Annotated in this window: 20 protein-coding genes and 1 pseudogene; 8 read left to right on the top strand and 13 right to left on the bottom strand. The window is 72.0% G+C overall.

Going from position 1 to position 23625, the window contains the following annotated elements:
• Both GEV10_24660 and GEV10_24655 read left to right on the top strand, forming a co-directional pair.
• Positions 1-618 (top strand): response regulator (locus GEV10_24660; protein MQA81635.1); only part of this gene is annotated, 618 nt, incomplete at its 5' end.
• Positions 611-1720 carry a HAMP domain-containing protein gene (locus GEV10_24655; GenBank protein ID MQA81634.1) on the top strand — a complete coding sequence of 370 codons (1110 nt, stop codon included), beginning with the start codon at positions 611-613 and terminating at the stop codon, positions 1718-1720. The genes GEV10_24660 and GEV10_24655, both read left to right, overlap by 8 nt.
• A 109-nt stretch (positions 1721-1829) precedes the next feature.
• Here the strand turns inward: GEV10_24655 and GEV10_24650 are convergent, their stop codons facing one another.
• Complete coding sequence (locus tag GEV10_24650; protein ID MQA81633.1) at positions 1830-2210, bottom strand: nuclear transport factor 2 family protein; 381 nt, start codon at positions 2208-2210, stop codon at positions 1830-1832.
• Between the two features lie 16 nt (positions 2211-2226).
• Positions 2227-2658: a hypothetical protein gene (locus GEV10_24645; GenBank protein MQA81632.1), complete on the bottom strand. Its 432-nt coding sequence runs from the start codon at positions 2656-2658 to the stop codon at positions 2227-2229.
• A 15-nt stretch (positions 2659-2673) separates the two neighbouring features.
• Here GEV10_24645 and GEV10_24640 point away from each other — a divergent pair, with 15 nt between their 5' ends.
• The 3 genes from GEV10_24640 to GEV10_24630 all read left to right on the top strand — a co-directional run bounded on the left by GEV10_24640 (position 2674) and on the right by GEV10_24630 (position 6539).
• Positions 2674-4950, top strand: coding sequence for an MFS transporter (locus GEV10_24640; protein ID MQA81631.1), 2277 nt, complete (start codon positions 2674-2676; stop codon positions 4948-4950).
• 2 nt (positions 4951-4952) lie between these two features.
• Positions 4953-6113 carry a pyridoxal phosphate-dependent aminotransferase gene (locus GEV10_24635; protein ID MQA81630.1) on the top strand — a complete coding sequence of 387 codons (1161 nt, stop codon included), beginning with the start codon at positions 4953-4955 and terminating at the stop codon, positions 6111-6113.
• Positions 6114-6188: 75 nt separating this feature from the next.
• Positions 6189-6539 (top strand): hypothetical protein, encoded by a 351-nt coding sequence (locus GEV10_24630; GenBank protein ID MQA81629.1) that lies wholly within the window; start codon positions 6189-6191, stop codon positions 6537-6539.
• Positions 6540-6543: 4 nt separating this feature from the next.
• On the opposite strand, the gene GEV10_24625 is transcribed toward GEV10_24630, so the two are convergent.
• The 5 genes and pseudogenes from GEV10_24625 to GEV10_24605 all read right to left on the bottom strand — a co-directional run bounded on the left by GEV10_24625 (position 6544) and on the right by GEV10_24605 (position 10683).
• A complete protein-coding gene (locus GEV10_24625) occupies positions 6544-7026 on the bottom strand; it encodes an FxsA family protein (protein MQA81628.1) in 483 nt (160 codons plus the stop codon).
• Between the two features lie 29 nt (positions 7027-7055).
• A complete protein-coding gene (locus tag GEV10_24620; protein ID MQA81627.1) occupies positions 7056-7805 on the bottom strand; it encodes a glycosyltransferase in 750 nt (249 codons plus the stop codon).
• Positions 7805-9364 carry an apolipoprotein N-acyltransferase gene (gene lnt, locus GEV10_24615; GenBank protein ID MQA81626.1) on the bottom strand — a complete coding sequence of 520 codons (1560 nt, stop codon included), beginning with the start codon at positions 9362-9364 and terminating at the stop codon, positions 7805-7807. Before lnt ends, GEV10_24620 begins: the two co-directional genes overlap by 1 nt.
• A 484-nt stretch (positions 9365-9848) precedes the next feature.
• Positions 9849-10301 carry a winged helix-turn-helix transcriptional regulator gene (locus GEV10_24610; GenBank protein ID MQA81625.1) on the bottom strand — a complete coding sequence of 151 codons (453 nt, stop codon included), beginning with the start codon at positions 10299-10301 and terminating at the stop codon, positions 9849-9851.
• Between the two features lie 196 nt (positions 10302-10497).
• A pseudogene (locus GEV10_24605) lies at positions 10498-10683 on the bottom strand (hypothetical protein).
• Positions 10684-10766: 83 nt separating this feature from the next.
• Between GEV10_24605 and GEV10_24600 the strand changes: the two are divergent.
• A complete protein-coding gene (locus GEV10_24600) occupies positions 10767-11144 on the top strand; it encodes a hypothetical protein (GenBank protein ID MQA81624.1) in 378 nt (125 codons plus the stop codon).
• Here the strand turns inward: GEV10_24600 and GEV10_24595 are convergent.
• From GEV10_24595 to GEV10_24585, 3 genes are read right to left on the bottom strand one after another with little or no spacing between them, the layout of a single operon-like run.
• Positions 11116-14415: a tetratricopeptide repeat protein gene (locus GEV10_24595; GenBank protein ID MQA81623.1), complete on the bottom strand. Its 3300-nt coding sequence runs from the start codon at positions 14413-14415 to the stop codon at positions 11116-11118. The genes GEV10_24600 and GEV10_24595 overlap by 29 nt on opposite strands.
• Positions 14412-15557 carry an acyl-CoA dehydrogenase gene (locus GEV10_24590; GenBank protein MQA81622.1) on the bottom strand — a complete coding sequence of 382 codons (1146 nt, stop codon included), beginning with the start codon at positions 15555-15557 and terminating at the stop codon, positions 14412-14414. Before GEV10_24590 ends, GEV10_24595 begins: the two co-directional genes overlap by 4 nt.
• Positions 15558-15559: 2 nt before the next feature.
• Positions 15560-16684 (bottom strand): M24 family metallopeptidase, encoded by a 1125-nt coding sequence (locus GEV10_24585; GenBank protein ID MQA81621.1) that lies wholly within the window; start codon positions 16682-16684, stop codon positions 15560-15562.
• 80 nt (positions 16685-16764) lie between these two features.
• Here GEV10_24585 and GEV10_24580 point away from each other — a divergent pair, with 80 nt between their 5' ends.
• Both GEV10_24580 and GEV10_24575 read left to right on the top strand, forming a co-directional pair.
• Positions 16765-17676 carry a flap endonuclease gene (locus GEV10_24580; protein MQA81620.1) on the top strand — a complete coding sequence of 304 codons (912 nt, stop codon included), beginning with the start codon at positions 16765-16767 and terminating at the stop codon, positions 17674-17676.
• Between the two features lie 10 nt (positions 17677-17686).
• Positions 17687-19699 (top strand): SpoIIE family protein phosphatase, encoded by a 2013-nt coding sequence (locus GEV10_24575; protein ID MQA81619.1) that lies wholly within the window; start codon positions 17687-17689, stop codon positions 19697-19699.
• 108 nt (positions 19700-19807) lie between these two features.
• On the opposite strand, the gene GEV10_24570 is transcribed toward GEV10_24575, so the two are convergent.
• From GEV10_24570 to GEV10_24560, 3 genes are all read right to left on the bottom strand, one after another.
• Entirely contained in the window at positions 19808-20413 is a 606-nt protein-coding gene (locus tag GEV10_24570; protein ID MQA81618.1) for an NUDIX domain-containing protein, read from the bottom strand.
• 35 nt (positions 20414-20448) lie between these two features.
• Complete coding sequence (locus tag GEV10_24565) at positions 20449-22155, bottom strand: CTP synthase (GenBank protein ID MQA81617.1); 1707 nt, start codon at positions 22153-22155, stop codon at positions 20449-20451.
• A gap of 148 nt (positions 22156-22303) precedes the next feature.
• Positions 22304-23425 (bottom strand): glycosyltransferase, encoded by a 1122-nt coding sequence (locus GEV10_24560; protein MQA81616.1) that lies wholly within the window; start codon positions 23423-23425, stop codon positions 22304-22306.
• Positions 23426-23625: the final 200 nt, after the last annotated feature.

Genomic DNA, 23625 nt, shown 5'->3' with positions numbered 1-23625 from the left:
GCAGACATCGCAGGTGACGGCAACACCGCCCTGGAGCTGCTGAGCGTCAACACCTACGACATCGCCGTCCTCGACCGAGACATCCCCGGACCTACCGGTGACGAGATCGCCAAGCGCATCGTCGCCTCCGGCAGCGGCATGCCGATCCTCATGCTCACCGCTGCCGACCGGCTCGACGACAAGACCACCGGGTTCGGGCTCGGCGCCGACGACTACCTCACCAAGCCCTTCGCACTCCAAGAACTCGTGCTCCGTCTCAGGGCACTCGACCGCAGGCGCGCCCACAACAGACCACCCGTGCGAGAGATCGCAGGCCTACGGCTGGATCCGTTCCGCCGCGAGGTCTACCGTGACGGCCGCTACGTCGCGCTCACCCGCAAACAGTTCGCCGTGCTCGAAGTCCTCGTCGCCGCCGAAGGCGGTGTCGTCAGCGCCGAAGAACTCCTGGAGCGAGCGTGGGATGAGAACGCCGACCCGTTCACCAACGCCGTGCGCATCACGGTCTCGGCACTGCGCAAACGCCTCGGCGAACCCGCGATCATCGCCACGGTGCCCGGCGTCGGGTACCGCATCGACACTCAACCAGACACCGGGCATGAAGGAGGAGACCGTGGATAGGGCCCCTGGTTTGAGCGTTCGCCTCAAACTCACTCTCAGCTACGCCGGATTCCTCGTGCTCGCAGGTGCCTTGCTGCTCGCCCTGTGGCTGGTCCTCCTCCGATACTTTCCCGACTCTGGGTTCGTCAGATTGAACAGACTTGGCATCGGCGGGGCGTTCGCGCCAGGCCGCTCCGGCACCCAGCGAGCCTTCGGCCAAGTGGCGGCCGTCGTGCTGGTGTTCCTGCTGGTGTTCGGTCTGACGGGAGGGTGGCTTCTCGCCGGCCGGATGCTCGCCCCGCTGGCTCGCATCACCGACGCCACACGCATGGCCGCGGACGGATCACTCTCCCACCGAGTACGGCTACCGGGCCGCAGAGATGAGTTCCGCGAATTCGCCGACGCCTTCGACGCGATGCTCGCGCGGCTCGAAGCGCACGTCGCCGAACAGCAGAGATTCGCAGCCAACGCCTCCCATGAACTGCGCACCCCACTGGCGATCACGCAGACACTTCTCGACGTGGCCCGCAACGATCCGCACCGCCACACCGGCGAGCTCGTCGAACGCCTCCATTTCGTCAACACCCGAGCGATCGACCTCACCGAAGCACTGCTGCTGCTCAGCCGCGCCGACCGACGGTCGTTCACCCGAGAACACCTCGACCTGTCCCTGATAGCGGAAGAGGCCACTGAAACGCTCCTCCCCCTCGCAGAAAAACGCGGCCTCACCATCGAGACCTCCGGCGACATGACCCCCGCCCTCGGCTCAGGCGCGCTCCTGATGCAGCTGACGACGAACCTCGTGCACAACGCGATCGTCCACAACCTGCCCGACCAGGGCACCGTGTGGGTCACGACCACCGTTCACGCCAAGACCGTGGTGCTCACCGTCGAGAACACCGGCAAGAAGCTCGCCCCACAATTGGTTTCCACGCTTGTCGAGCCGTTTCAACGCGGCACCGAACGGATACGCACCGACCACGCGGGTGTCGGCCTCGGCCTGGCCATCGTCAACAGCATCACCCAAGCACACGACGGAACCCTCACCCTCACCCCCCGCCCCGGCGGCGGGCTCCGCGTCATGGTGCAACTACCCGCCACACCACCGCACGCTGACAGATGACGATCAGGGGAACGGCCGCTCCGCGGACGGTTCTTTGGGCGCGCACCCGGTCACGACAGGGTTGACCGCACTGGGGGGTCGGTCGAGTTCACAGCCACTCTCTTCCTCATCAGGCCTTCACGTAGCCGCGCGCCTCGACGATCCTGCCATCGCGGATCCGGATGAGGTTCACGCCACGGACACGGTCCTGCTCGCCGTCTCCCCACTGCAGTACCCACGGCTGGACCGCGAGGTCCCCGTGGATCTCCGCCGCCTCCGGCGTGAAGCTCAGCGCACGGTTTCCCGCGAGCTCGGACCACCGCGCCAGACACGCTTGACCACCCTCGCGGCGAACCCCGTCCGGAGCCGGGCCCGTGTCCTCGATGACGCAATCGTCTGCGATCAGATCATCCAGAAGCCCTGGATCGTGCAACCGGAAAGCATCGTTGTACAGGTCAAGGACCTCACGGGTGGTCCGTGCTGTTCCGCCCTCATTGCTTGTTGTCGTCATGGCCGCTGTCCGCGTGTCAGGCGGTGAGCCGGCGCGCGACGGCGGGGATGACGATGGCGGCGGCGACCAGGTGGGCCGTCATCAGCAGCACCTTGGTGACCGAGGCTGCGTCTGCCAGCACGTCCGGGACCAGCGAGCACGCGGTGAGCACCACGGTGGTCCAGACGAAGATGCGGCGCGGGTGCCGAGCCGTACGGGATAGGATCGCGGCGAGAACCAGACCGACCAGCGAGAACACCGCGGTCAGCACGGCGAACCCGCTGACCGGGAGCGGGACGCCTCCCATGTCGAGGCTGATCCCCGCCGCGTGGCCCGCGGCGGCGACGGCCGAGGTGGCGGCGCTGGCCAGGGCCGCCGCGACGACACCGGTCCTGAGGAGCGAGCCGGTCCTGGCGGTGACGTCGGCGCCGGCGGTGCTGGCGGCACGGGCGGTGGGGGTGGTGGTCATCGTGGCCTCCGGTGGATGGTGACCGGCTCGGTGCCGGTCACGGATACAGACCGTCGGCCCACCGGAAACTCATCGCTCTCCGGACCGTCGGACTGCTCCCGGGCTGACCCCCTGCGTGCCGGTGCCCCATCGCGGGTGCGAACCTGCCAGGATCGGCAGCGTGACGCCGTTCCCGTACCTCGAGCACGACGGAGTCCTCGCGCTCGCCCATCGCGGGGGTGCGTTCGAGGGCCTGGAGAACTCCATGGCGGCCTTCGAGCACGCCGTCTCCCTCGGGTACCGCTACCTCGAGACCGACGCTCACGCCACGAGCGACGGCGTCGTCGTCGCGTTCCACGACCCGTCGCTCGACCGTGTGACGGACCGCGGCGGCCGCATCGCGCGGCTGCCCTGGTCCTGGGTCGGCGAGGCACGCATCGGCGGCGTCGAGCCCGTCCCGCGGCTGGACGACCTGCTCACCGCGTGGCCCGACGTCCGGCTCAACATCGACGTCAAGGCCGACAGCGCCGTCGACCCGTTCATCGACCTCGTCCGCCGAACGGGCTGCCAGGACAGGATCTGCGTCGCCTCGTTCTCCGATCGCCGGCTGCGCCGGATACGCAAGGCGCTCGGCCCCACGGTGTGCACGTCCACCGGCCCGGCCGAGACGGCACGGCTGCGGTTCGCCTCGTACACCACCAGGCTCGGACCGCTCGCGCCACGCAACGTCGGGTGCGCCCAGGTGCCGGTGCAGGCGGGCGGTCTCCCCGTGGTCACCCGCGGGTTCGTCGACACCGCGCACCGGAACGGCCTGCAGGTGCACGTGTGGACCATCAACACCCGCACCGAGATGGAACGCCTGCTCGACCTCGGCGTCGACGGCATCGTCACCGACGAGATCGAGACGCTCCGCGCCGTGCTGCTCGACCGCGGCTCGTGGGTGCCACGGGCGGAGCGGACGTGACCGCACCGGTCGAGCCGGCCGCGGCCGTCCCGGTCGCCGAGCGGCGCCGGCAGCAGCGCGGCTGGTACTTCTACGACTGGGCCAACTCGGTCTTCCCGACCACGGTCCTCACCGTGTTCCTCGGCCCGTACCTCACCACCGTCGCCAGGACCGCCGCGGGCGCCGACGGGCTCGTCCACCCGCTCGGCATCCCCGTCTCCGCCGGATCGTTCTTTCCTTACATCGTCTCGGTCGGCACCGTGCTGCAGGTGTTCGTGCTGCCGGTGACCGGCACCATCGCCGACCGCTCGCCGCACAAGCGCGAGCTCCTCGCCGCGTTCGCCTACCTCGGCGCGCTCGCCACCGCTGCCATGTTCCTCCTCGAGGGCACCAGGTACCTCCTCGGCGGCGTCCTGTTCCTCATCGCGAACACCGCTCTCGGCATGTCCGTCGTCATCTACAACTCCTTCCTCAACGACATCGCCACCGCCGACGAGCGTGACCGGGTGTCCTCGCGGGGCTGGGCCACCGGCTACCTCGGTGGCGGGCTCCTGCTCGCGCTCAACCTCGGTCTCTTCCTCGGCCACGAGTCGCTCGGACTCGCCGAGGACGACGCCGTACGCCTGTGCCTGCTCTCGGCCGGCATCTGGTGGGCGGCGTTCACCCTCATCCCGTTACGCCGCCTGCGCAACCGCCCGCCCGTCCACGTCGAGGGTGGCCGCACACTCTCCGCGGGGTTCGTGCAGCTCGGCCACACCATCGCGGCGCTGCGCAAACGGCCGAAGACCCTGCTGTTCCTCGCGGCCTTCCTGCTGTACAACGACGGCATCCAGACGGTCATCGCGCTCGCGGCCGTCTACGGCGCCGAGGAGCTCGAGCTCGACCAGACCGTCCTCATCTCGACGATCCTCATCGTCCAGTTCATGGCATTCGTCGGCGCGCTGCTGCTCGGCCGGCTCGCCCGGGTGCTCGGCACCAAGCGTGTCGTGCTCGGCAGCCTCGTGCTGTGGACCTTCGTCGTCGTCGCGGCGTACTTCCTGCAGACCGGAGCGGCCGTGCAGTTCTACCTGCTCGGCGTCGTCATCGCGATCGTCCTCGGCGGCAGCCAGGCGCTGTCGCGTTCGCTGTTCTCCCAGCTCATCCCCCGCGGCCGCGAGGCGGAGTACTTCGGCTTCTACGAGATCAGCGACAAGGGCACCAGTTGGATCGGGCCGCTCGTCTTCGGCCTGGCCCTGCAGCTCACCGACTCCTACCGGTCGGCCATCGTGTCACTCGTCGTGTTCTTCGTCGTCGGGTTCTTCCTGCTCCTCGCCACGAACATGCCACAGGCGGTCCGTGAGGCCGGCAATCCCGTGCCTGACAGGATCTAGGCATGGAACGCGACGTACTCGTCGAACGCCTTCGCGGCCTCGGCACCACGATCTTCACCGAGATGTCCCAGCTCGCCGTGCGCACCGGCTCGATCAACCTCGGCCAGGGCTTCCCCGATACCGACGGTCCCGACCCCGTCCTGCGGCGCGCGGCGCAGGCCGTCACCGGGCACGAGGCCAACCAGTACGCACCGGGGCCCGGCTTCCCCGAGCTGCGCGCCGCGGTGGCCGAGCACCGGCAGCGGTTCTACGGCATGAGCTACGACCCCGACACCGAAGTGCTGATCACGGCCGGTGCCACCGAGGCGATCGCGGCCGCGCTGCTCGCACTGGTCGAGCCGGGCAGCGACGTCGTCGCGCTGGAGCCGTACTACGACTCCTACACCGCCGGCATCGCGCTCGCGGGCGGACGCCGCCGGCCGGTGACGCTGCGGCCACCCGACTTCGCCCTCGACGTCGACGCGCTGCGCGCCGCGGTGACGCCGAGCACCCGCGTGCTGCTGCTCAACAGCCCGCACAACCCCACCGGTGCCGTGCTCTCCAGGGCCGAGCTCGAGGCCGTGGCCGACGTCGCGCGCGAGCACGACCTCCTCGTCATCACCGACGAGGTCTACGAGCACCTGGCGTTCGACCGCGAGCACCTGCCGATCGCGTCCCTTCCCGGCATGCGGGAGCGGACGGTGTCGGTGTCGTCGGCCGGCAAGACGTTCGCGGTCACCGGCTGGAAGGTCGGCTGGGTCTGCGCCCCGCCCGACCTCGTCCGCGCCGTCACGACCGCGAAGCAGTTCCTCACGTTCACCGCGTGCGGGCCGTTCCAGCTCGCGGTCGCCGAGGCCCTGCGCCTGCCCGACTCGTACTTCGCCGACCTCCGCGACGGCATGCGCAGGCGCCGCGATCTGCTCTCCGACGGGCTCGCCGACATCGGCTTCGGCGTGTTCCGCCCCGCGGGCACCTATTTCGTCACGACCGACGTGCGGCCGCTCGGCTTCTCCGACGGCCTCGACCTGTGCCGTACGCTGCCGGAACGCTGCGGCGTCGTCGCGGTGCCCCACCAGGTGTTCTACGACGATCAGGAGGCCAGCAGGCATCTCGTACGCTGGGCATTCTGCAAGCGTCTCGACGTGCTCGAGGAGGCCGTCAGACGCCTCCGCAAGCTCCGCTGAGACCAAACAGAGGGAATCCGTTCGGCTACTCGCTCGTTATACACCCGTAGACCGGCGGCGGGAGGAGACTCAATCATGGCGGAGCGTTCCCTGCGGGGCACCCGCCTCGGGGCAATGAGCTACGAAGACGACCGCGACACCGAACTGGCACCACGCCAGGAAGTCGCGTACGACTGCCCCGAGGGGCACACCGTGTACGTGACGTTCGCGGCGGAGGCCGAGATACCCACGTCGTGGGAGTGCCGCACCTGCGGTGACACGGCTTACCGGCGCGACACGGAGCGGACGGAGCCCAAGAAGACCAAGCCGCAGCGCACCCACTGGGACATGCTGCTGGAACGGCGATCGCTCGAGGAGCTCGAGGAGCTGCTCGAGGAACGGCTCGCCGTCCTGCGCAAGGACCGCGGCGGCAAGCGCAGCGCGTAGGCGGTCACGCGGTCGGCGGGGTCGAACGATCCCGCCGAACCACCCGACCCTCGACGACCGGCCCAGGCGGAGACTCGCCCGGGCCGGTCGTCGTGTCCGGGCCGGGCAGGGACGCCTCGAGGTCGCTCAGCCGGTGGCCGAGCACCGCGTGGAACGCGCGCTTGGCGAGCCCGCGGGTGAACGGCAGCACCGCCACCGCACCCAGCACGGTCGTCACCAGGCCGGGCACCAGGATCAGCAGCCCGCCGGCCAGCACGACGACGGCGTCGGCCAGACTCCGGCCGGGGGCCTCACCAGCCGCCACGGCGTCGCGCAGCGCCGCCCAGGCCCGCGCGCCCTCGCGCTTGACCAGCCAGGCGCCCACCAGGCTGCAGCCGAGCAGCAGCGGCACGGTCCACCAGCCGATCAGCTGGGCGACCTGCACGAGCACGACGACCTCGAGCACGACCACACCGACGGCGAGAAGAGCGAGCACGACCCTGCGCATGTCCCCAGGCTACGTCGCGGGCGCACGCCCTAGGGGCGACCGCCGCCGAAGGGGTGGCGCAGGCCCCACAGCGTGACGCGCGCGAACGCCTCGACCACGACGTCGGTGCCCATCTTGCTCTCGCCCTCGGTGCGCTCGACGAACTCGATGGGCACCTCGACGACGCGGAAGCCGGCACGCAGCGCCCGCAGCACGAGGTCGATCTGGAAGCAGTAGCCCACCGAGACGACCTCGTCGATCCTGACCTTCTCCAGCACGACGCTCCGGTAGGCGCGGAACCCGGCCGTCGCGTCGCGGACCGGGATGCCGAGGGCGAGCCGTGCGTAGACGTTCCCGGCTCGCGAGATGAGCTCGCGATGCCACGGCCAGTTGCGCACCACGCCACCCGGCACCCAGCGCGACCCGATCACCACGTCGGCGTCGGCGATCGCCTCGAGCAGCCTGGGCAGCTCCTCGGGCTGGTGCGACCCGTCCGCGTCCATCTCGACGAGCACGTCGTAGTGCCGCTCGAACCCCCACCGGAACCCCGCGACGTACGCGCGCCCCAGTCCCTCCTTGACCGCACGGTGGAGGACGTGCACCGCGTCGTCGCGCGCCGCGATGCGGTCGGCGATCTCCCCCGTGCCGTCCGGGCTGCCATCGTCGACGACGAGGACGTCGGCGTGCGGCACCGCGGCACGCAGCCGGCCGACGACGGCCTCGATGTTCATGCTCTCGTTGTACGTCGGGATCACGACCAGGACCCGATCGCTCCCCGAATCACGCGCCCCCGAGGTCATCAACCCGACACCCTCCACTCTCGTCGCCACAATGCCAGACCCACCGCGAAGAGCCCGACGATACCGATCACCCGCTCCGGCCACGGGCCGACGCGGTCGGCGAGGGTGGTCGCGTCGACGAGTGCCACCTTCTCGACGAGCACGTCCCTGGTGAACTGCTCGGTCTGGGAGAGCACCTCGCCGCGCGCGTCGATCACCGCGCTGATGCCGCTCGTCGCCGCGATCGCGACCGGACGGCCGTGCTCGATGGCACGCATCCGCGACATCGAGAACTGCTGGTCGAGCTGCAGGGTGCCCCCGTACGTCGCGTTGTTCGTCTGGACCGTGAGCATGTTCGCGCCCCTGATCGACTCCCGCACCGCGTCGTCGAAGGCGACGTCGAAGCACATCACGTCGCCGATGCGGTAGTCGCCGATCCGCAGGGCCGCCGGGTCACGTCCCGGGACGAAGTCGCGCGGGATGCGGTCGAGCCGTCCGACCAGCTTGCTCATGATCGGCCGCAGGGGGACGTACTCGCCGAACGGCACGAGATGCTGCTTGACGTACCTGTCGCCCGGTCCCGTCTCGGGGTCCCAGACGACTCCGGTGTTCTCGAGATTCCGGCCGTCGGGGGTGTCGACGAGCGTGCCCACGAGCACGGGCGCGCCGACGTCGCGGACGGCGTCCTCGATGATCTCCCTGGCACCGGGCTCCGCGAACGGGTTGACGTCGCTCGCGTTCTCCGGCCAGAGCACGAAGTCGGGCCTGGCGACGCGTCCCGCTCGCGCGTCGGCCGCGAGCTGGTGGGTGGCCGCCGCGTGGTTGCGCAGCACGGCCTGCCGTTGACCGAGGAAGTCGAGGCCCTGGCGGGGCACGTTGCCCTGGACCACGGCGACCGTCACGGAGTCGCCGGTGAACGGTGGACTCGGCACCACCAGCCCGGCGAGCGCCACGGCCAGGGCTCCCCCGGCGGCGAGGGCGACCGGCCGCGGTCGCCGTGCCACGGCTCGGATCGCGGCGAAGGCGAGCAGCCCACCGGTGAGTGCCACGGCGAAGGTCACCAGCGGCGCGCCGCCGACCGACGCCAGCGGCGTGTACGGCGAGTCGGTCTCGGCGAACGCCAACCGTCCCCAGCTGAACCCGCCGAAGGGAAAGCGGCTCCTGACGAACTCCTGCACCACCCACAGGCACGCCTGCCAGAGCGGCCACCAGCGCAGCCGCGACACCAGCGCGAGCAGACCACCGAGCAGCGCGACGTAGCACGTCTCGATGAGGCTGAGGACGGACCAGGCGTCGTAGCCCACCACCCGCACCCAGAACAGCAGCACGGGGAAGAACGCCACCCCGTACAGCGCGCCGAGCAGCACCCCGACCCGCAACCGTTGCCGGTGCACGGCGAGTGCCAGCAGGGCCACGCCGATCGGCGCCGTCGGCCACCAGTAGGTGCGCGGGAACGCCAGGATGGTGAGCAGTCCCGCGACGGCCGCCAGCGGGACCGCGACGCCGAGCGGCATCGGCAGCGACAGCCGCCGCCTCGTGCCGGCCACGGCGTCGGCGGAGTCGGTCACCGTCTGGGCCATGAGCCGTCCTGCGCAGCGAGGGTGGGCAGGGAGCGCATCGCTCCAACGTACCGGGACACACGCGCCGCGTTGTCAGTGGTGGGCAGGGGAAAGGGCCCGCATACCCTTCGGACCGGTCCACGGGTCGGCCGGCTGCCGGCCGCGTGTCCGTTGTCTACTGGGTGTGCGGGCCCTCCCTGGTCGCCACCCCCCGGACGTCGAGGACGACATCGTCCCGACGGTCACCTTCCGCCTGGTGCTCGGCGGTGACGCCCCTCCGATTCGCGTCACGCCTCCGCGCAGGAGTGCCGGGAACACGCGCTCTCGACTCGTTTGTCCGCGGTGGACTGGGTGACGTTAGCTCGCCTCCCCGGCCTGCTGTCAACTCCTCGCTGACCAGCGCAAACGCGCAAAACCGCAGGTCAGGAGGGCCCGGTCTGCGGCGTTCCGCCGCCAACTTTCTCAAGAATTGGGCCGACGGATGCCGTGTCGGCCTTGACAGCGCTCACGCGTCGGGTCCCGGCAGAGGCCGCCGGTCCTCGTACGGCGTCGACAGGACCACGGTCGTGCGCGTCGTGACGTTCGCGGCTGTCCTGATCCGCGCCAGCAGGGACTCGAGCGCCACCGGGGACGCGACGCGCACGATGAGGATGTACGACTCCTCCCCCGCGACGCTGTGACAGGCCTCGATCTCCGTCAGGTCGGCCAGCCGGTCGGCGGTGTCGTCGGGTGCCGCCGGATCGAGCGGACGCACGGAGATGAACGCGGTGAGCGGCAGGCCGACCCGCTCGTAGTCGAGGACCACCGTGAAGCCGCGGATCACGCCGCGCTCCTCGAGCCTGCGGACGCGCTGATGGACGGCCGACACCGACAGGCCGGTGTTCCTGGCGAGGTCGGTATAGCTCATCCGGCCGTCGGACGCGAGCAGCCCGACGATGCGCCGGTCGAGGTCCTCCACACGCGCAGCCTATCCGCGTCGTCCCAGGTGACCCGCGACGTGGGATCATTCGGTCCGACCTTCCGGAAAGGGTGGACCATGACGGAGTACTCGCTTCACACGCTTCGCGAGCGTCTCGACACGCATCTCGGCGAGATCGACGAGCAGGCACGCACGCGGTTCACCGTGGAGACCACCGAACGCCTGCACAAGGCGCTCAGCGGCGCTCTCGACCGGTGGGACGACCTGTCCGACGAGCAGCAGGCCACGCTCGCCGACGCGATCCTCTACGTGGTCGACGTCGACGACGCCGAGCACGACGCCGAGAGCCCCGTCGGCCTCGACGACGACGTCGACATCGTCCGCACCGCACTCGCCGCCGTCGCCCCGGACATCGACGTCTGAGCGCAACCGCCACGCAATTCGCGCGCTAGGCGCGCCCGCTTGACTCGGTCCCACGACATCGGGACGCGAGGGGAGCGGGACGTGCGCGAGTCGGCACGGGCGCAAGAGTTCACGATCGAGGTGGACCACGGCGAGCTCGACGTGCTGATCGGCGGCCTGCGCGGCGCCGCACTCCACCGGACACGGGCGGGCGCCGACCGGGACGAGACCCCCTACCCCGCGATGCGGCAGGCGACCGACCGGTTGCTCGACGTCCGTGCCGCGTCGTCCGGCACGCGACCGCCAAGGATCACCCTGTCGCACGACGAGCTCATGGCCATCGGACGGTGCCTCGGCGACGCGATGGACGCGATGGACGCCGCCGAGTTCGCGTCCGTGGTCGGTTGCTCGCTCGACGACGCGGGCCGGGTGCTCAAGAGCCTGTCCAACATCACCGGCCGGCGCGACTGGGCGGCGTAGCCTCCGCGGCACCGATCGCCTCGAACACCTTCCGCGCCTCCGCCCGCAGCCCGTCGGCCGCCGCCCGGTCGCCCGACGCCTCCCGCGCATCGCCGAGATGCTCCAGCGTGCGTGCCTCCAGCAGCCGGCGTCCCGTCTGCCGGTGTCGTCCGAGCGCTTCCTCGCCCTGCTCGATCGCCTCGTCGAGACGTCCCAGGCCGACGAGGGTGGCGGTACGCGAGGTGAGGGCGTCGTCATAGGGCAGGCGCAGCGCGTGACGCGTCGCCAGGTGCAACGCGCGCTCGTCCGCCGCGAGGGCGCCGTCGAGGTCGCCGACTCGCCGGCGGACGAGGCCGAGCACGGCGAGACCCGCCAGCGTGCGCTCCTCATCGCTCGTCTCGACCAGGTCGTCGACCAGCGCCGGCACGACGTCGACCCACTCGGCCGCGCCGCCGGCGCGGACCTCCGCCTCGGCGAGCGCCACCCGGGCGTCGAGCGCCAGCAGGCGGTCGTCGAAGGTCTCCGCGGTCCGCAGCGCCGCCGTCGCCGCCTCGCGCGCCCCCGCGTAGTCGCCGGCGTCACACCGGCACCTGGCGAGCTCGATGCGGGCCTGGGTCGCCCGCGAACGGTGGCCGATCCCGGCATGGATGTCCGTCGCCCGTTCGAGATGGCGGGTCGCCTCGGGCAGCCGGCCGCACAGGCGCAGCACCTGGCCGAGGCTCAGGTCCGCGTACCCCGCGCCCGCCGACGACACGATCTCCAGGACCGTCTCCAGCTCGGCCGTCGCCTCGGCGAGCTGCCCGATCTTCGCGCGCAGGCTGCCGAGTCCGGCGCGCGCACGCGTCGCCAGGTCGGGCTCGTCGACGGCGAACATCGCGACCGCCCGCTCGACGCACGCGATCGCCTCGTCGTGGCGGTCGGCGATGTCGTACGCGCCGCCGAGGTTGTGCCAGGCGGCGGCCTCGCCCAACCGGTCCCCCGCCCGCGCGAAGAGCTCGACCGCCTGCCGGCCGTGCGCAACCGAGCCCGCGTCGTCGCGGCGCTGGTACGCCGCGTCGCACAGCAGGAAGTGCATCGAGGCGAGCCCGACATCGTCACCGGCCCGCTCGGCCGCACCGCGGCCCAGCTCCGCCGCGGCAACCTCCTCGACGTGCCGCTCGGTGGCGCCGAAGTACGGCCGCAACGCGTCGGCCAGCGTCCAGGACACGACCGGCGGACCGTGGGCAGCGGCGTGACTGATGGCGGCCATCAGGTTGGCGAACTCCTCGTCGATCCACTCGATGCCGACCTCGGCCGCCGGTGCCGGGACCCGATCGGATCGCGGCACGAGACGGAGGCTCGTGAACCGCGGGACGAGCGCAGCGTCGGCCTGCCCGATGTACCAGTCGACGAGGCGTTGCCTCGCCGCCTCGCGCACCTGGACCGGCTCGTCGTTCTCCGCGCGCCGCACGGCGTACTCGCGGGTCAGGTCGTGCATCCGGTAGCGGCCGGATGCGTGCGGCTGGACGAGGCTCGCCGCGACGAGCGCGTCGAGCCGGCCCTTGACGTCGCGCTCGTCCTCGTCGACCAGCGCCGCGACCGCGGGGACGGTGAAGTCGGGTCCGGGGACCTGGCTGAGCAGCCGGAGGTAGCGCTGGGTCGCGGGCGCCAGGGCGCTGTAGGAGATCCCGAACGCCGCGCCGACCACCGCCCCGTCACCGCCGGACCAGAGGTCGAGGATGCGCTCGCCACGGCGCAGCTCCGCGACGTAGTCGCTCGGCCGGTCGTACGGCCCGATGGCGAGGTTGGCGCTGGCGATGCGCAGCGCGAGCGGCAGGTGTCCGCAGAGCTCGACCAGGTGGTCGATCGCGCTGCGGTCGGCCACCAACCGCTCGGCGTCGATCTCCTGCGCCAGGACGAGGCGGGCCTCCTCCGCCGAGAGCACGTCGAGCGGGACGAACCGCGCTCCGTCGATCGCCACGAGCGGCCTGAGCTGGTCGCGGCTCGTCACCAGCACACCGCACCCGGGGGCACCCGGCAGCAGCGGACGCACCTGCTCGGCCGACGCGGCGTTGTCGAGCACCACGAGGACCTGCCGGCCGGCGAGCAGCGAGCGGTACGTCGCGGCCTGCTCGTCGAGCTCCACGGGCACCTGCGTGGCCGGCAGGCCGAGGCTGCGCAGGAACCTCGGCAGCACGTCGGCGGGACGCATGGCCTGCTCGGCGGAGAACCCGCGCAGGTCGACGAACAGCTGACCGTCGGGGTACCTGTCGGCCATCAGGTGTCCCACGGCGACGGCGACGGCCGACTTGCCCACACCCGGCGGTCCGCTCAGCACCACGAGCGAGCTGTCCTGCCGTTCGCCCAGCCAGCGCTCCAGCGCGTCGAGCTCGGCGCGGCGCCCGACGAACCCGGCCGGTCGGGCCGGCAGCTGCCGCGGGACGACGACGGGCACGGGCGGGACGGACCGCGACGCGGCTGTCCCGGCGTCGCCGTCGCCGACCGCGAGCTCGCCGGTCAGGACCGCCTGGTGCAGCTCCCGCAGCTCGGCGCCGGGATCGATGCCGAGCTCGTCGGCCAGCAGGCTCGCGACCTCCTGGTAGGCGGCCAACGCCTCGGCCTGCCGACCCGTGGCGTGCAGCGCTCGGATCAACAACGCCCAGGGGTGCTCGCGCAACGGCTGCGCGGTGACCAGCCGTCGCGCCTCGCCGACGACGGTCTCCGCACGGCCGGTGCGCAGCTCCAGTGCCAGCCGACGTTCCGTGACGCTCAGGCGCCGCTCGTCGAGCGACGTGACGACCTGCTGGTGCAGTGCCTCGGACGGGACGTCTGCGAGCGCCTCGCCGCGCCACAGGTCGAGCGCCCGCGCCAGCAGGCCGGCCGCACCTCGCAGGTCACCGTCGTCTTCGCGCTTGGTGGCGTCGTCCACCGTCGCGTCGAAGTCGGCCAGGTCGAGCTCGCCTCGACCGGCGGACAGCAGGTACCCGTGTCCGACCGTGACGATCGTGTCCTCGCCGAGCAGGTCGCGCAGTCGCGTGACGTAGACCTGGAGGGTCTGCCGCGCACTGCGGATCGGTGAGTCACCCCAGATGTTCGTGACGAGCTGGTCCGTCGTGACCACCCGGCCGGCGGCGAGCAGCAGCGACGCGAGCAGGATGCGTTGCTTCGCCGCCGACACCCGGAGCTCTCGACCGTCGAGTCGCACCTCCAACGGGCCGAGCACACGAAAGCTCAGACCCGCCGCCGCCGCCGTCGACTCGGTCACCCCCGCATCGTTGTCCGCATCAGGCCATTTGTCGAGCGACGTACTCATGTCTCCTTGACGAGTCGCCGGGAGATCACCAGGCGCTGGATCTGGTTGGTGCCCTCGACGATCTGCAACACCTTTGCCTCCCGCATGTACCGCTCGACGGGGAAGTCGTCGACGTAGCCGTAGCCGCCGAGCACCTGCACCGCGTCGGTCGTCACCCGCATCGCCGTGTCGGACGCGACCAGCTTGGCCATCGCCGCCTCGCGCGTGTACGACCTGCCGGCGTCCTTACGGCGCGCGGCGTGCAGGTACAACGCGCGGGCCGCCTCGACCGCCGTCGCCATGTCGGCAAGCAGGAAGCCGATGCCCTGGAAGTCGACGATCGGCCGGCCGAACTGCCGCCTCTCCTTCGCGTACGCCACCGCGGTGTCGAGCGCCGCCTGGGCGAGCCCGACCGCGCACGCCGCGATGCCCAGCCGTCCCGCGTCGAGTGCGGACAGCGCGATCGTGAAACCCTGCCCCTCCTCGCCGATCCGCCGGTCGCCGGCCACGCGCACGCCGTCGAGCAGCACCTGCGCGGTCGGCGAGGCCAGGAGGCCCATCTTGCGCTCGGGCGCGGCCGCGGCGAGGCCGTCGGCGTCGCCCGGCACGAGGAACGACGAGATGCCGTGCGAGGCCGTGTCGGCCGTGCGCGCCATCACCGCGTAGACGTCGGCGACTCCCGCGTGGGTGATCCACGCCTTGGTGCCGTCGAGGACGAAGCCGGCACCGTCGGCCTTCGCCGTCGTGCGCAACGCGGCGGCGTCGGAGCCGGCCTCGGGCTCCGACAGGCAGTACGCACCCAGCAGGTCGCCGCCGAGCAGGGCGGGCAGCCACCGTTCGCGCTGCTCCTGCGTGCCGTACGCCGCCAGCGGGAAGCAGGCGAGGGTGTGCACGCTCACGCTGAGGCCCACGGTGAGCCACGCACGAGCGAGCTCCTCGACGACCTGGAGGAAGGTCTCGTACGGTTGGCCACCGCCGCCGTACTCCTCGGGGTACGGCAGGCCGAGCAGTCCGAGGCCACCGAGCGTGCGGACCACCTCGCGGGGGAAACGGTGCTCTGCCTCGTACTCCGCCGCGCGCGGACGCAGCTCGTGGTCGGCGACCTCACCGACCATCGCGAGCAGCGCCTCGCCGTCCGCGGACAGCAGGCGTTCGACGTTCATAGTCACGGCTCGAGCACGACGAGATCTCGGGTGACGGTGTTGAGGCGCTCGACGCCCGTCTCCGTCACCACGACGATGTCCTCGATGCGCGCGCCGTGCCGGCCGGGCAGGTAGATGCCCGGCTCGACCGAGAACGCCATGCCGGGCTCGAGCGGCAGTTCGTTGCCGGCCACCAGGTAGGGCGGCTCGTGCGACTCCAGGCCGATGCCGTGGCCCGTGCGGTGCACGAAGTAGTCGCCGAAGCCGGCATCGGCGATGACCGTGCGGGCGGCGGCGTCGATCGACTCAGCCGTCGCGCCGGGACGCACGGCCGTGCACGCGACCTCCTGCGCGTGCTGCAGGACCCCGTAGTACTCCTTCACCTCCGCCGACGGCTCGCCGAGCGCGTACGTGCGCGTGGAGTCGGAGCAGTAGCCGGCGGTTGTGGTGCCCCCGATGTCGACGACCACGGTGTCGCCCGCGGCGATCACCCGGTCGGACAGCTCGTGGTGCGGGCTGGCGCCGTTGGGACCCGAGCCCACGATCACGAAGTCGACGCGGGCATGCCCTTCGGCGAGGATCGCCCGCTCGATGTCGGCGCCCACCTCGCGCTCGGTGCGTCCGGGCCTAAGCCACTCGCTCATCCGGGCGTGCACGCGGTCGATCGCCGCCCCCGCCTCGCGCAACGCGTCGACCTCGTCGGCGCCCTTGCGCATGCGGAGCGGGCCGAGCACGCCGCCGGCGAGGACCTGGGTGACGCCGGGCATGGCGTCACGGAACCGCAGCACCTTCGCCGCCCACATGTGGTCGTCGACCGCCACCCGGTCGACCGACGGCGGCAGCATCGAGGCGACCCGGGCGTACGGGTCGTCGGTCTCGTTCCACGCCACGATGTCGATGCCCGCCGGTCCCGCGGGCGACGCCTCCGCCGCCGGCTGCTCGAGCCGCGGCACGACGAGTCGCGGCTCGCCCACGACGGTGACCACCAGGCAGGTCAGGCGCTCGAGCGCCGCCGCGTCGTAGCCGACCAGGTATCGCAGGTCGGCGCTCGGCGTCACCAGGAGCGCGCCGATACCGGACACCGCCAGGGCGTCGCGCGCCTGGGCCAGTCGCTCGGCGACGGGATAGTTGGACGTCCTCGTACTCACGCCGGACAATCTACCGCCCCGCCCGCCGACGCACAGCACAGTTGAGTACCAGGTCGGTATCGCGTGGCACGATGGCGCTCATGAAGGCACCGCTCATGCTGCTCGACTCCGCCTCGATGTACTTCCGCGCCTACCACGGCATCCCGGACAAGGTCACCGCGCCCGACGGCACCCCGGTCAACGCCGTGCGCGGCTTCCTCGACAACATCGGCTACCTCGTCCGCACCAGGCGCCCCGGCTCGATCGTCGCGTGCATGGACGCCAGCTGGCGCCCGGAGTTCCGGGTCGCCGCGGTGCCCTCGTACAAGGCACACCGGGTCAAGTACGGCGACGTCGAGGAGGTCCCCCCGGCACTCATCCCGCAGGTGCCGGTGATCGAGGAGTGCCTCGACGCGCTCGGCATCGCGCGCGTCGGCGTGCACGGCTACGAGGCCGACGACGTCATCGGCACCCTGGCGGCGGCGGCACCGGGACCGGTGGAGGTCGTCTCCGGCGACCGCGACCTGTTCCAGGTCGTCGACGACACCCGCGGCGTCCGGGTGCTCTACATCGGCCGCGGGGTCAGCAAGCTCCAGGTCGTCGACGACGAGTGGCTGCGTCTGAAGTACGGCATCACCGGAGCGACGTACGCCGACTTCGCGCTCCTGCGCGGCGACCCGAGCGACGGCCTGCCCGGGGTCCCCGGTGTCGGCGAGCGCACCGCCGCCGACCTGGTGGAGAAGTACGGGTCGGTCGACGCGATGCTCGCCGCGCTCGACGCGGGCGACCTACCCAAGGGCACGGCCGCGAAGATCGGCGCCGCCGCCGACTACCTCAGGGCGGCGGGTCTGGTCGTCCGCGTCGCCGTCGACGCCGAGATCCCGGCCCACGACCCCGCGCTGCCCAGCGCGCCGGCCGACCCCGAGCGGCTCGTGAAGCTCAGCGAGCGCTGGGGTCTCGACAGCCCGCTCAACCGCGTCCTGACGGCGTTGAAGGGCGGCGGCGACTCGTGACCGGCGCTTCGTGAACCGGCTCGACGACCTGTTCGGCGAGGCACCGTACGGCCTCGTCCACCTCGACGCGCGGCTGCGCTTCGTCTGGGCCAACGAGGCGTTCGTGGCGCGCACCCGCCTCGACTCCGCCGAGCTGTACGGACGCACGTTCGCGGAGGTCTTCCCCGACCTCGACCAGGACGCCGAGCGGGTCGCCCGCGCCATCCTGCGCGGCGAGGAGACCTCGGCCGAGCACCTCGTCAGGGTGCCCTCGCGCACCGACCTGTCGACGACGTACGCGTTCCACCTCGTCCTCCATCCGGTGACGTGGCCCGACGGCTCACGCGGGCTCAGCGTGCTCGTCACCGAGGCGACCGACGAGGTCGAGGCCAGCGCCCGGCTGGCCATCGCGACGGAGCGCCTGCACCTGCTCTCCGACCTCGGCGGCCAGATGTCCGCCACCTTCGACGTCGACAGGATCGTCGAGCTGACCGCCGAACTGCTGCTGCCGGTACTCGGCGACGCCTGTGCCGTCGACGTGCTCGACGACGACGACCCGCTGGTACGCCGCGTCACCCGCGCCAGCTCCGTCCACGACGGCATGCCCACCTCGTCCTACCCCGGCCCGGTCACGTCCGCGGCCCAGATCGCGCCGCCGCCTCCCGTCGGGCAGGTGCTGCGCTCCGGCGGCCTGCTGCGCTATCCCGACGTCCCCGCGGGCCTCGTCGACGACTCCACCGAGGACCGCGTCGGCGCCACCGTGGTCGTGCCGATGCGTGCACGCGGCCAGATCGTCGGCGCCGTCAGCCTCGCGCGGTTCGGCGCGAGCCGCGGCTACGAGCCCGACGAGATCGCGTTCGCGGTCGAGGCCGCCGGCCGCATCGGCGTCGCGCTCGACAACGCCCGGCTGTTCGCCACCCAGCGCGATATGGCGAGCACCCTGCAGCACGCGTTGCTGCCGCAGCGTCTCCCCCAGCTGCCCGGTGTCGAGGTGGCCGCGCGCTACATCGCGGGTACCGCGGGCACCGAGGTCGGCGGCGACTGGTTCGACATCATGCCGCTGCCCGACGGCACCCTCGGCCTCGTCATCGGCGACGTCATGGGTCGCGGTGTCCGCGCCGCTGCGGTCATGGGCCAGCTGCGCGCCGCCGTCCGCGCGTACGCCCTGCTCAACCTCGCGCCCGGACGGCTGCTGCGTCACCTCGACCAGGTCGTCGAGTCACTCGACGACGTCCAGCTGGTCACCTGTCTCTACGGCATCCTCGACCCCCGCACCGGGGCGTTCCGCTACGCCAAGGCCGGGCACCACCCACCCGTGCTGCGTGGCCCGGACGGCTACGTGGCGACGCTGGAGAGCCCCAGCGCCCCGCCGCTCGGCCTGCTCGAGATGGTCGACGACGCGCCCGTCGAGTACGCCACGATGGTGCCGCGCGGCGCGACGCTGCTGCTCTACACCGACGGTCTCGTCGAGGAGCGCGCGATCGACCCCGACGTACGGCACGACCAGCTCACGAGGGGCTTCTCGGCCGCCGACGGCAGCCCGGAGCGCATGGTCGACGCCGTGCTCGCCGCGATGGGCAGGACCGGCGCGCACCACGACGACATCGCGCTGCTCGCCGTGCACCTCCCCGACACCGCCACGCCGCCGGACGACCCGGCCGACGAGGCGCGCTTCACGGTCACGAGCGCGCCCGCGTCGGTCTCGGCCGCCCGCCACCTCCTCGCGGACGTCCTCGCGTCGTGGGGCCTCGCCCCGCTGAGGGACACCGCGACCCTCCTCGTCAGCGAGACGGTGACCAACGCGCTGCTGCACGCGCGCAGCAGCGCCGACGTCCACGTGCACCGCACCGCCGACGGCATCGAGGTCGAGGTGCGTGATCTCGACGCGCGGCTGCCGTCCCCGCGTGCCGTCGACCCCGACGACGAGACCGGCCGCGGCCTGCACCTGCTCGACGAGCTGTCCGTCGCCTGGGGCGCGGAACCGTCGGAGACCGGCAAGTGCGTCTGGTTCCGCCTGGCCCTCCCCCGCGACCGCGACCGCTGACGGGCGCCCCACCACCGCTGGGGACCCCGGCAGGGGTGCTGGCAACCGCTGGGGACCCCGGCTGGGGTCCTGGCCCCCGTTGGGGACCCCAGTTGGGGTGCTGGCCCGCTACCAGGCCTCCGGAGCGTCCGCGGGACGCAGCCGGGCGTAGTCGTCGGTCCTGGCCGACTCGACGGCGAGCACGCCGGTGACGAGGCTGGGGTTGTGCAGGTCGCCCGTGAACGCCTTCGCCACGAGGTCCGCGAGGGGCACCCAGGCGATCGGCATGCCGACCTCCTCGCCCTCCAGGTCGGTCGGCCGGCCGTCCGGGTGCGGCGACACTCCCCTGGCCAGGAAGACCCGGATGCGCTCGGCGGATGCGCCCGGGCTGAGGTAGATGTCGACCAGCGTCAGCCAGCGCTCCGCGCGGTAGCCGGTCTCCTCGTGCAGTTCGCGCCGCGCCACCTCGAGCGGCTCCTCGCCGTCGACGTCGCGCAGGCCCGCCGGCAGCTCGAACAGGAACGAGCCCACCGGATGCCGGTACTGGCGGACGAGCAGGACGCGCTCCCGGTCGTCCAGCGCCAGGATCGCCACCGCGCCTGGGTGGGTGAGGTAGTCGCGGACCGCGCTGCCCGCCTCGCCGAGGTCGACGGTGTCGCGCCTGACGTCCCAGACTCTGCCGTGGAACCCGACCTCGCTGGCCGTGACCGGCAGCGGGCGCTGCTCGTCGACGATCTCACCGGTCCATACGTCCACGCCGGTCGGTGTCGTCACGCCCGCGCGACCTTCTCCACCGGCTGCAGCGCGGCGATGGTCTCCTGCTCGCGGGGCCAGTCGCCCAGGCCCTCGGCGTGGTGGACGGCCGCCGCGACGAGGCCGGAGAAGAGCGGGTGCGGGCGGGTCGGCCGCGACCTGAGCTCGGGATGCGCCTGGGTGCCGACGAAGTACGGGTGCTGCTCGCGCGCGAGCTCGACGTACTCGACCAGCCGACCGTCGGGCGAGATCCCGGAGACGACCATGCCGGCCTCCTCCAGGCGCGCACGGTACGCGTTGTTGACCTCGTACCTGTGCCGGTGGCGTTCCTTGACGTACGGCAGCCCGTAGGCCTCACGGACGAGGGTGCCGTCGCCGAGCTCGGCCGGGTAGAGCCCCAGCCGCATGGTGCCGCCCATGTCGCGCTCCCCCGCGACGACGTCGACCTGGTCGGCCATCGTCGAGATCACCGGGTCGGGGGTCGCCGAGTCGAACTCCGCGCTGCCGGCCGCGGGCAGGCCGGCGACGTTGCGAGCGAACTCGATGACGGCGCACTGCATGCCGAGACACAGGCCGAGGAACGGGATGCGGTTCTCCCGTGCGTGCCGGACCGCGCCGAGCTTGCCGTCGACCCCGCGGATACCGAAACCGCCGGGCACGCACACGGCGTCGACGCCCTCGAGCTCGCGCGCCGCGCCCTCGCGGGTCTCGCACTCGTCGCTCGCCACCCACCTGACCTCGACCTTGGTGCGGTTGGCGAAGCCGCCCGCACGCAGCGCCTCGGTGACCGACAGGTACGCGTCAGGCAGGTCGATGTACTTGCCGACCAGCGCGACGGTGACCTCGCGGGCCGGGTGGTGGACGCGCTCGAGCAGCTCGTCCCAGTCGGTCCAGTCGACGTCGCGGAACGGCAGGCCGAGCCGGCGCACGACGTACGCGTCGAGGCCCTCGGCGTGCAGGACCTTCGGGATGTCGTAGATGCTCGGCGCGTCGGGCGCGGCCACCACGGCGTCCTCGTCGACGTCGCACATGAGGCTGATCTTGCGCTTGACGCTCGTCGGCACGGTGCGGTCGCAGCGGCACACGATCGCGTCGGGGGTCACACCCACCTGGCGCAGCGCCGCGACCGAGTGCTGGGTCGGCTTGGTCTTGAGCTCACCGGACGGACCGATGTACGGGACCAGCGACACGTGGATGATCAGCACGTTGTCGCGTCCGACCTCGTGCCGCACCTGCCTGGCGGCCTCGAGGAACGGCAGCGACTCGATGTCACCGACCGTGCCGCCGACCTCGGTGATGACGACGTCGACGTCGTCGGCCGCCATCCGGCGGATGCGCGACTTGATCTCGTTGGTGATGTGCGGGATGACCTGGACGGTGTCGCCGAGGTAGTCGCCGCGGCGCTCCTTGGCGATGACCGTGGAGTAGACCTGCCCGGTCGTGACGTTGGCCCAGCCCTTGAGCTCGGTGTCGAGGAACCGCTCGTAATGGCCGATGTCGAGGTCGGTCTCGGCCCCGTCGTCGGTGACGAACACCTCGCCGTGCTGGAACGGGTTCATGGTGCCCGGGTCGACGTTGAGATACGGGTCGAGCTTCTGCATGGTGACCCGCAGCCCGCGGGCCTTGAGCAGCATGCCCAGGCTCGATGCCGTCAGGCCCTTGCCGAGGGACGACGCGACGCCGCCGGTGACGAAGATGTGCTTGGTGGATCCAGAGTGTGCCAACACTCGCTCCCGTACCATCACCGGACGCTCAGGGCGGCATCCGTCTCACGGGATTCCAGGCTAACAACCCCGGCCGGGCGATGCGCGGGTGGCACGCCGGAACGCCACGATTCGCTCACGGCGCCTGTGCTCACCGTGCTCACGACCGTCATGTCCCGGCCAGCTCGCGGTAGACGGCGACCACCTGGTCGACCGTGTCGTCGACGCCGTACCAGGCGCGGGCCCTGGCGTGACCCGCCGCCACGAGGCGATCGGCCAGGCCCGGCTCGTCGAGCACCTGCTCGACGGTGTGCGCGAGCAGGTCGGCGTCGCCGAACGGGACGAGCATCGCGGCATCGCCGACGAGCTCCGGGATCCCGCCTACCGCGGTCGCCACCAGCGGCACGCCCGCCCGCAGCGCCTCCTGCGCCACGAGCGACCGCGCCTCCCAGACGCTCGGCAGCACCACGGCGTCGGCCGCGCCCAGCAGGTTGGCGACGTCGCTGCGGTGTCCGAGGAAGACGACCTCGAGGTGCTCCCTGCGGACACGGCGCTCCAGCTCGGTGAGCAGGGGGCCACTGCCGGCGACGACCAGCAGCGGTCGGTCAGGCCGGCGTGCCCAGGTGGCCGCGGCGTCGAGCAGCAGCGGATAGCCCTTCTGCGGGGCGAGCCGCCCGACGGCGAGCAGCAGCGGGCGGTCGCCGACGCCGAGCTCCTCGCGTATCTCGTCGCGCGGCCGGGTCGGGGCCGGCAGCGGCGGCGCCGCGACGGGCGCCAGCCGCACGTCGTGACCGCCGACCTCGCGTACCCGGCCGACGAGATCGGACGACGCGCAGAGCGAGACGTCGGCGAGGCGCGCCGCGCCGGCCTCGAGCGGCACGTACACCCGGCGTCGCATGCCCTCGCCGAGGACGGCGTTGTGCCAGGTGACCGCGAGCGGCGTGCGGCCGTGCCGGCGCGGCCCCAGGGCGAGCCCGGCGAGGAAGCCCGCGCGCAACCCGTGCGCGTGCACCACGTCGGCGCCGCGCAGCAGGCGGCGCAGGCGCAGGACCGCCGCGGCGTCACGGTGCGGTCGCGGCGCCGCGCCGATGTCGACGGGGGCGAACCTCGCGCCCTCGTCACCGAAGCCGAACGCCTCGTCGGTCGACGCAGGCCCGAGCACCGCGGGCAGCATCTCGCGGGCGACGAGACCGCGGACCAGCAGCCGGACGTGCTCGCCGACCCCGCCCGTGCTCGTGCCGAGCACGACCGCGACCTTCTCCCCCCCGACGAGCTGTCCGATCCGCGCCATGCCCGCATCGTCCCCGACGCCCGATGGAAAGGGAACCGCGCCCCGCCGCTCAGTCGTGGGCCTGTTGATCACGTTCATTCGAAAATGGCTGTCAGGTGGCTGCCTGGGTGAGGGTGACGGTGTAGCCGAGGGTGGTGAGTTGGTGGGTGAGTCGGGCTTTGCGGTGGGCGTGGTTGCCGGTGTGTCGGTTGGTGTGCCAG

The sequence above is a fragment of the Streptosporangiales bacterium genome (genome assembly GCA_009379955.1).
In the GTDB taxonomy this organism is placed as follows: domain Bacteria; phylum Actinomycetota; class Actinomycetes; order Streptosporangiales; family WHST01; genus WHST01.
This window is presented reverse-complemented; position numbering and strand designations above follow the sequence as displayed.

Bases quoted from the DNA above. Each gene is read 5' to 3' on its own strand.
- GEV10_24650 (MQA81633.1), bottom strand. From the start codon at position 2,210: ATGACGACAACAAGCAATGAGGGCGGAACAGCACGGACCACCCGTGAG.
- GEV10_24625 (MQA81628.1), bottom strand. From the start codon at position 7,026: ATGCGCAGGGTCGTGCTCGCTCTTCTCGCCGTCGGTGTGGTCGTGCTC.
- lnt (MQA81626.1), bottom strand. From the start codon at position 9,364: ATGGCCCAGACGGTGACCGACTCCGCCGACGCCGTGGCCGGCACGAGG.
- GEV10_24560 (MQA81616.1), bottom strand. From the start codon at position 23,425: ATGGCGCGGATCGGACAGCTCGTCGGGGGGGAGAAGGTCGCGGTCGTG.
- GEV10_24590 (MQA81622.1), bottom strand. From the start codon at position 15,557: ATGAACGTCGAACGCCTGCTGTCCGCGGACGGCGAGGCGCTGCTCGCG.
- GEV10_24580 (MQA81620.1), top strand. From the start codon at position 16,765: ATGAAGGCACCGCTCATGCTGCTCGACTCCGCCTCGATGTACTTCCGC.
- GEV10_24640 (MQA81631.1), top strand. From the start codon at position 2,674: ATGGTGACCGGCTCGGTGCCGGTCACGGATACAGACCGTCGGCCCACC.
- GEV10_24620 (MQA81627.1), bottom strand. From the start codon at position 7,805: ATGACCTCGGGGGCGCGTGATTCGGGGAGCGATCGGGTCCTGGTCGTG.
- GEV10_24635 (MQA81630.1), top strand. From the start codon at position 4,953: ATGGAACGCGACGTACTCGTCGAACGCCTTCGCGGCCTCGGCACCACG.
- GEV10_24645 (MQA81632.1), bottom strand. From the start codon at position 2,658: ATGACCACCACCCCCACCGCCCGTGCCGCCAGCACCGCCGGCGCCGAC.
- GEV10_24630 (MQA81629.1), top strand. From the start codon at position 6,189: ATGGCGGAGCGTTCCCTGCGGGGCACCCGCCTCGGGGCAATGAGCTAC.
- GEV10_24595 (MQA81623.1), bottom strand. From the start codon at position 14,415: ATGAGTACGTCGCTCGACAAATGGCCTGATGCGGACAACGATGCGGGG.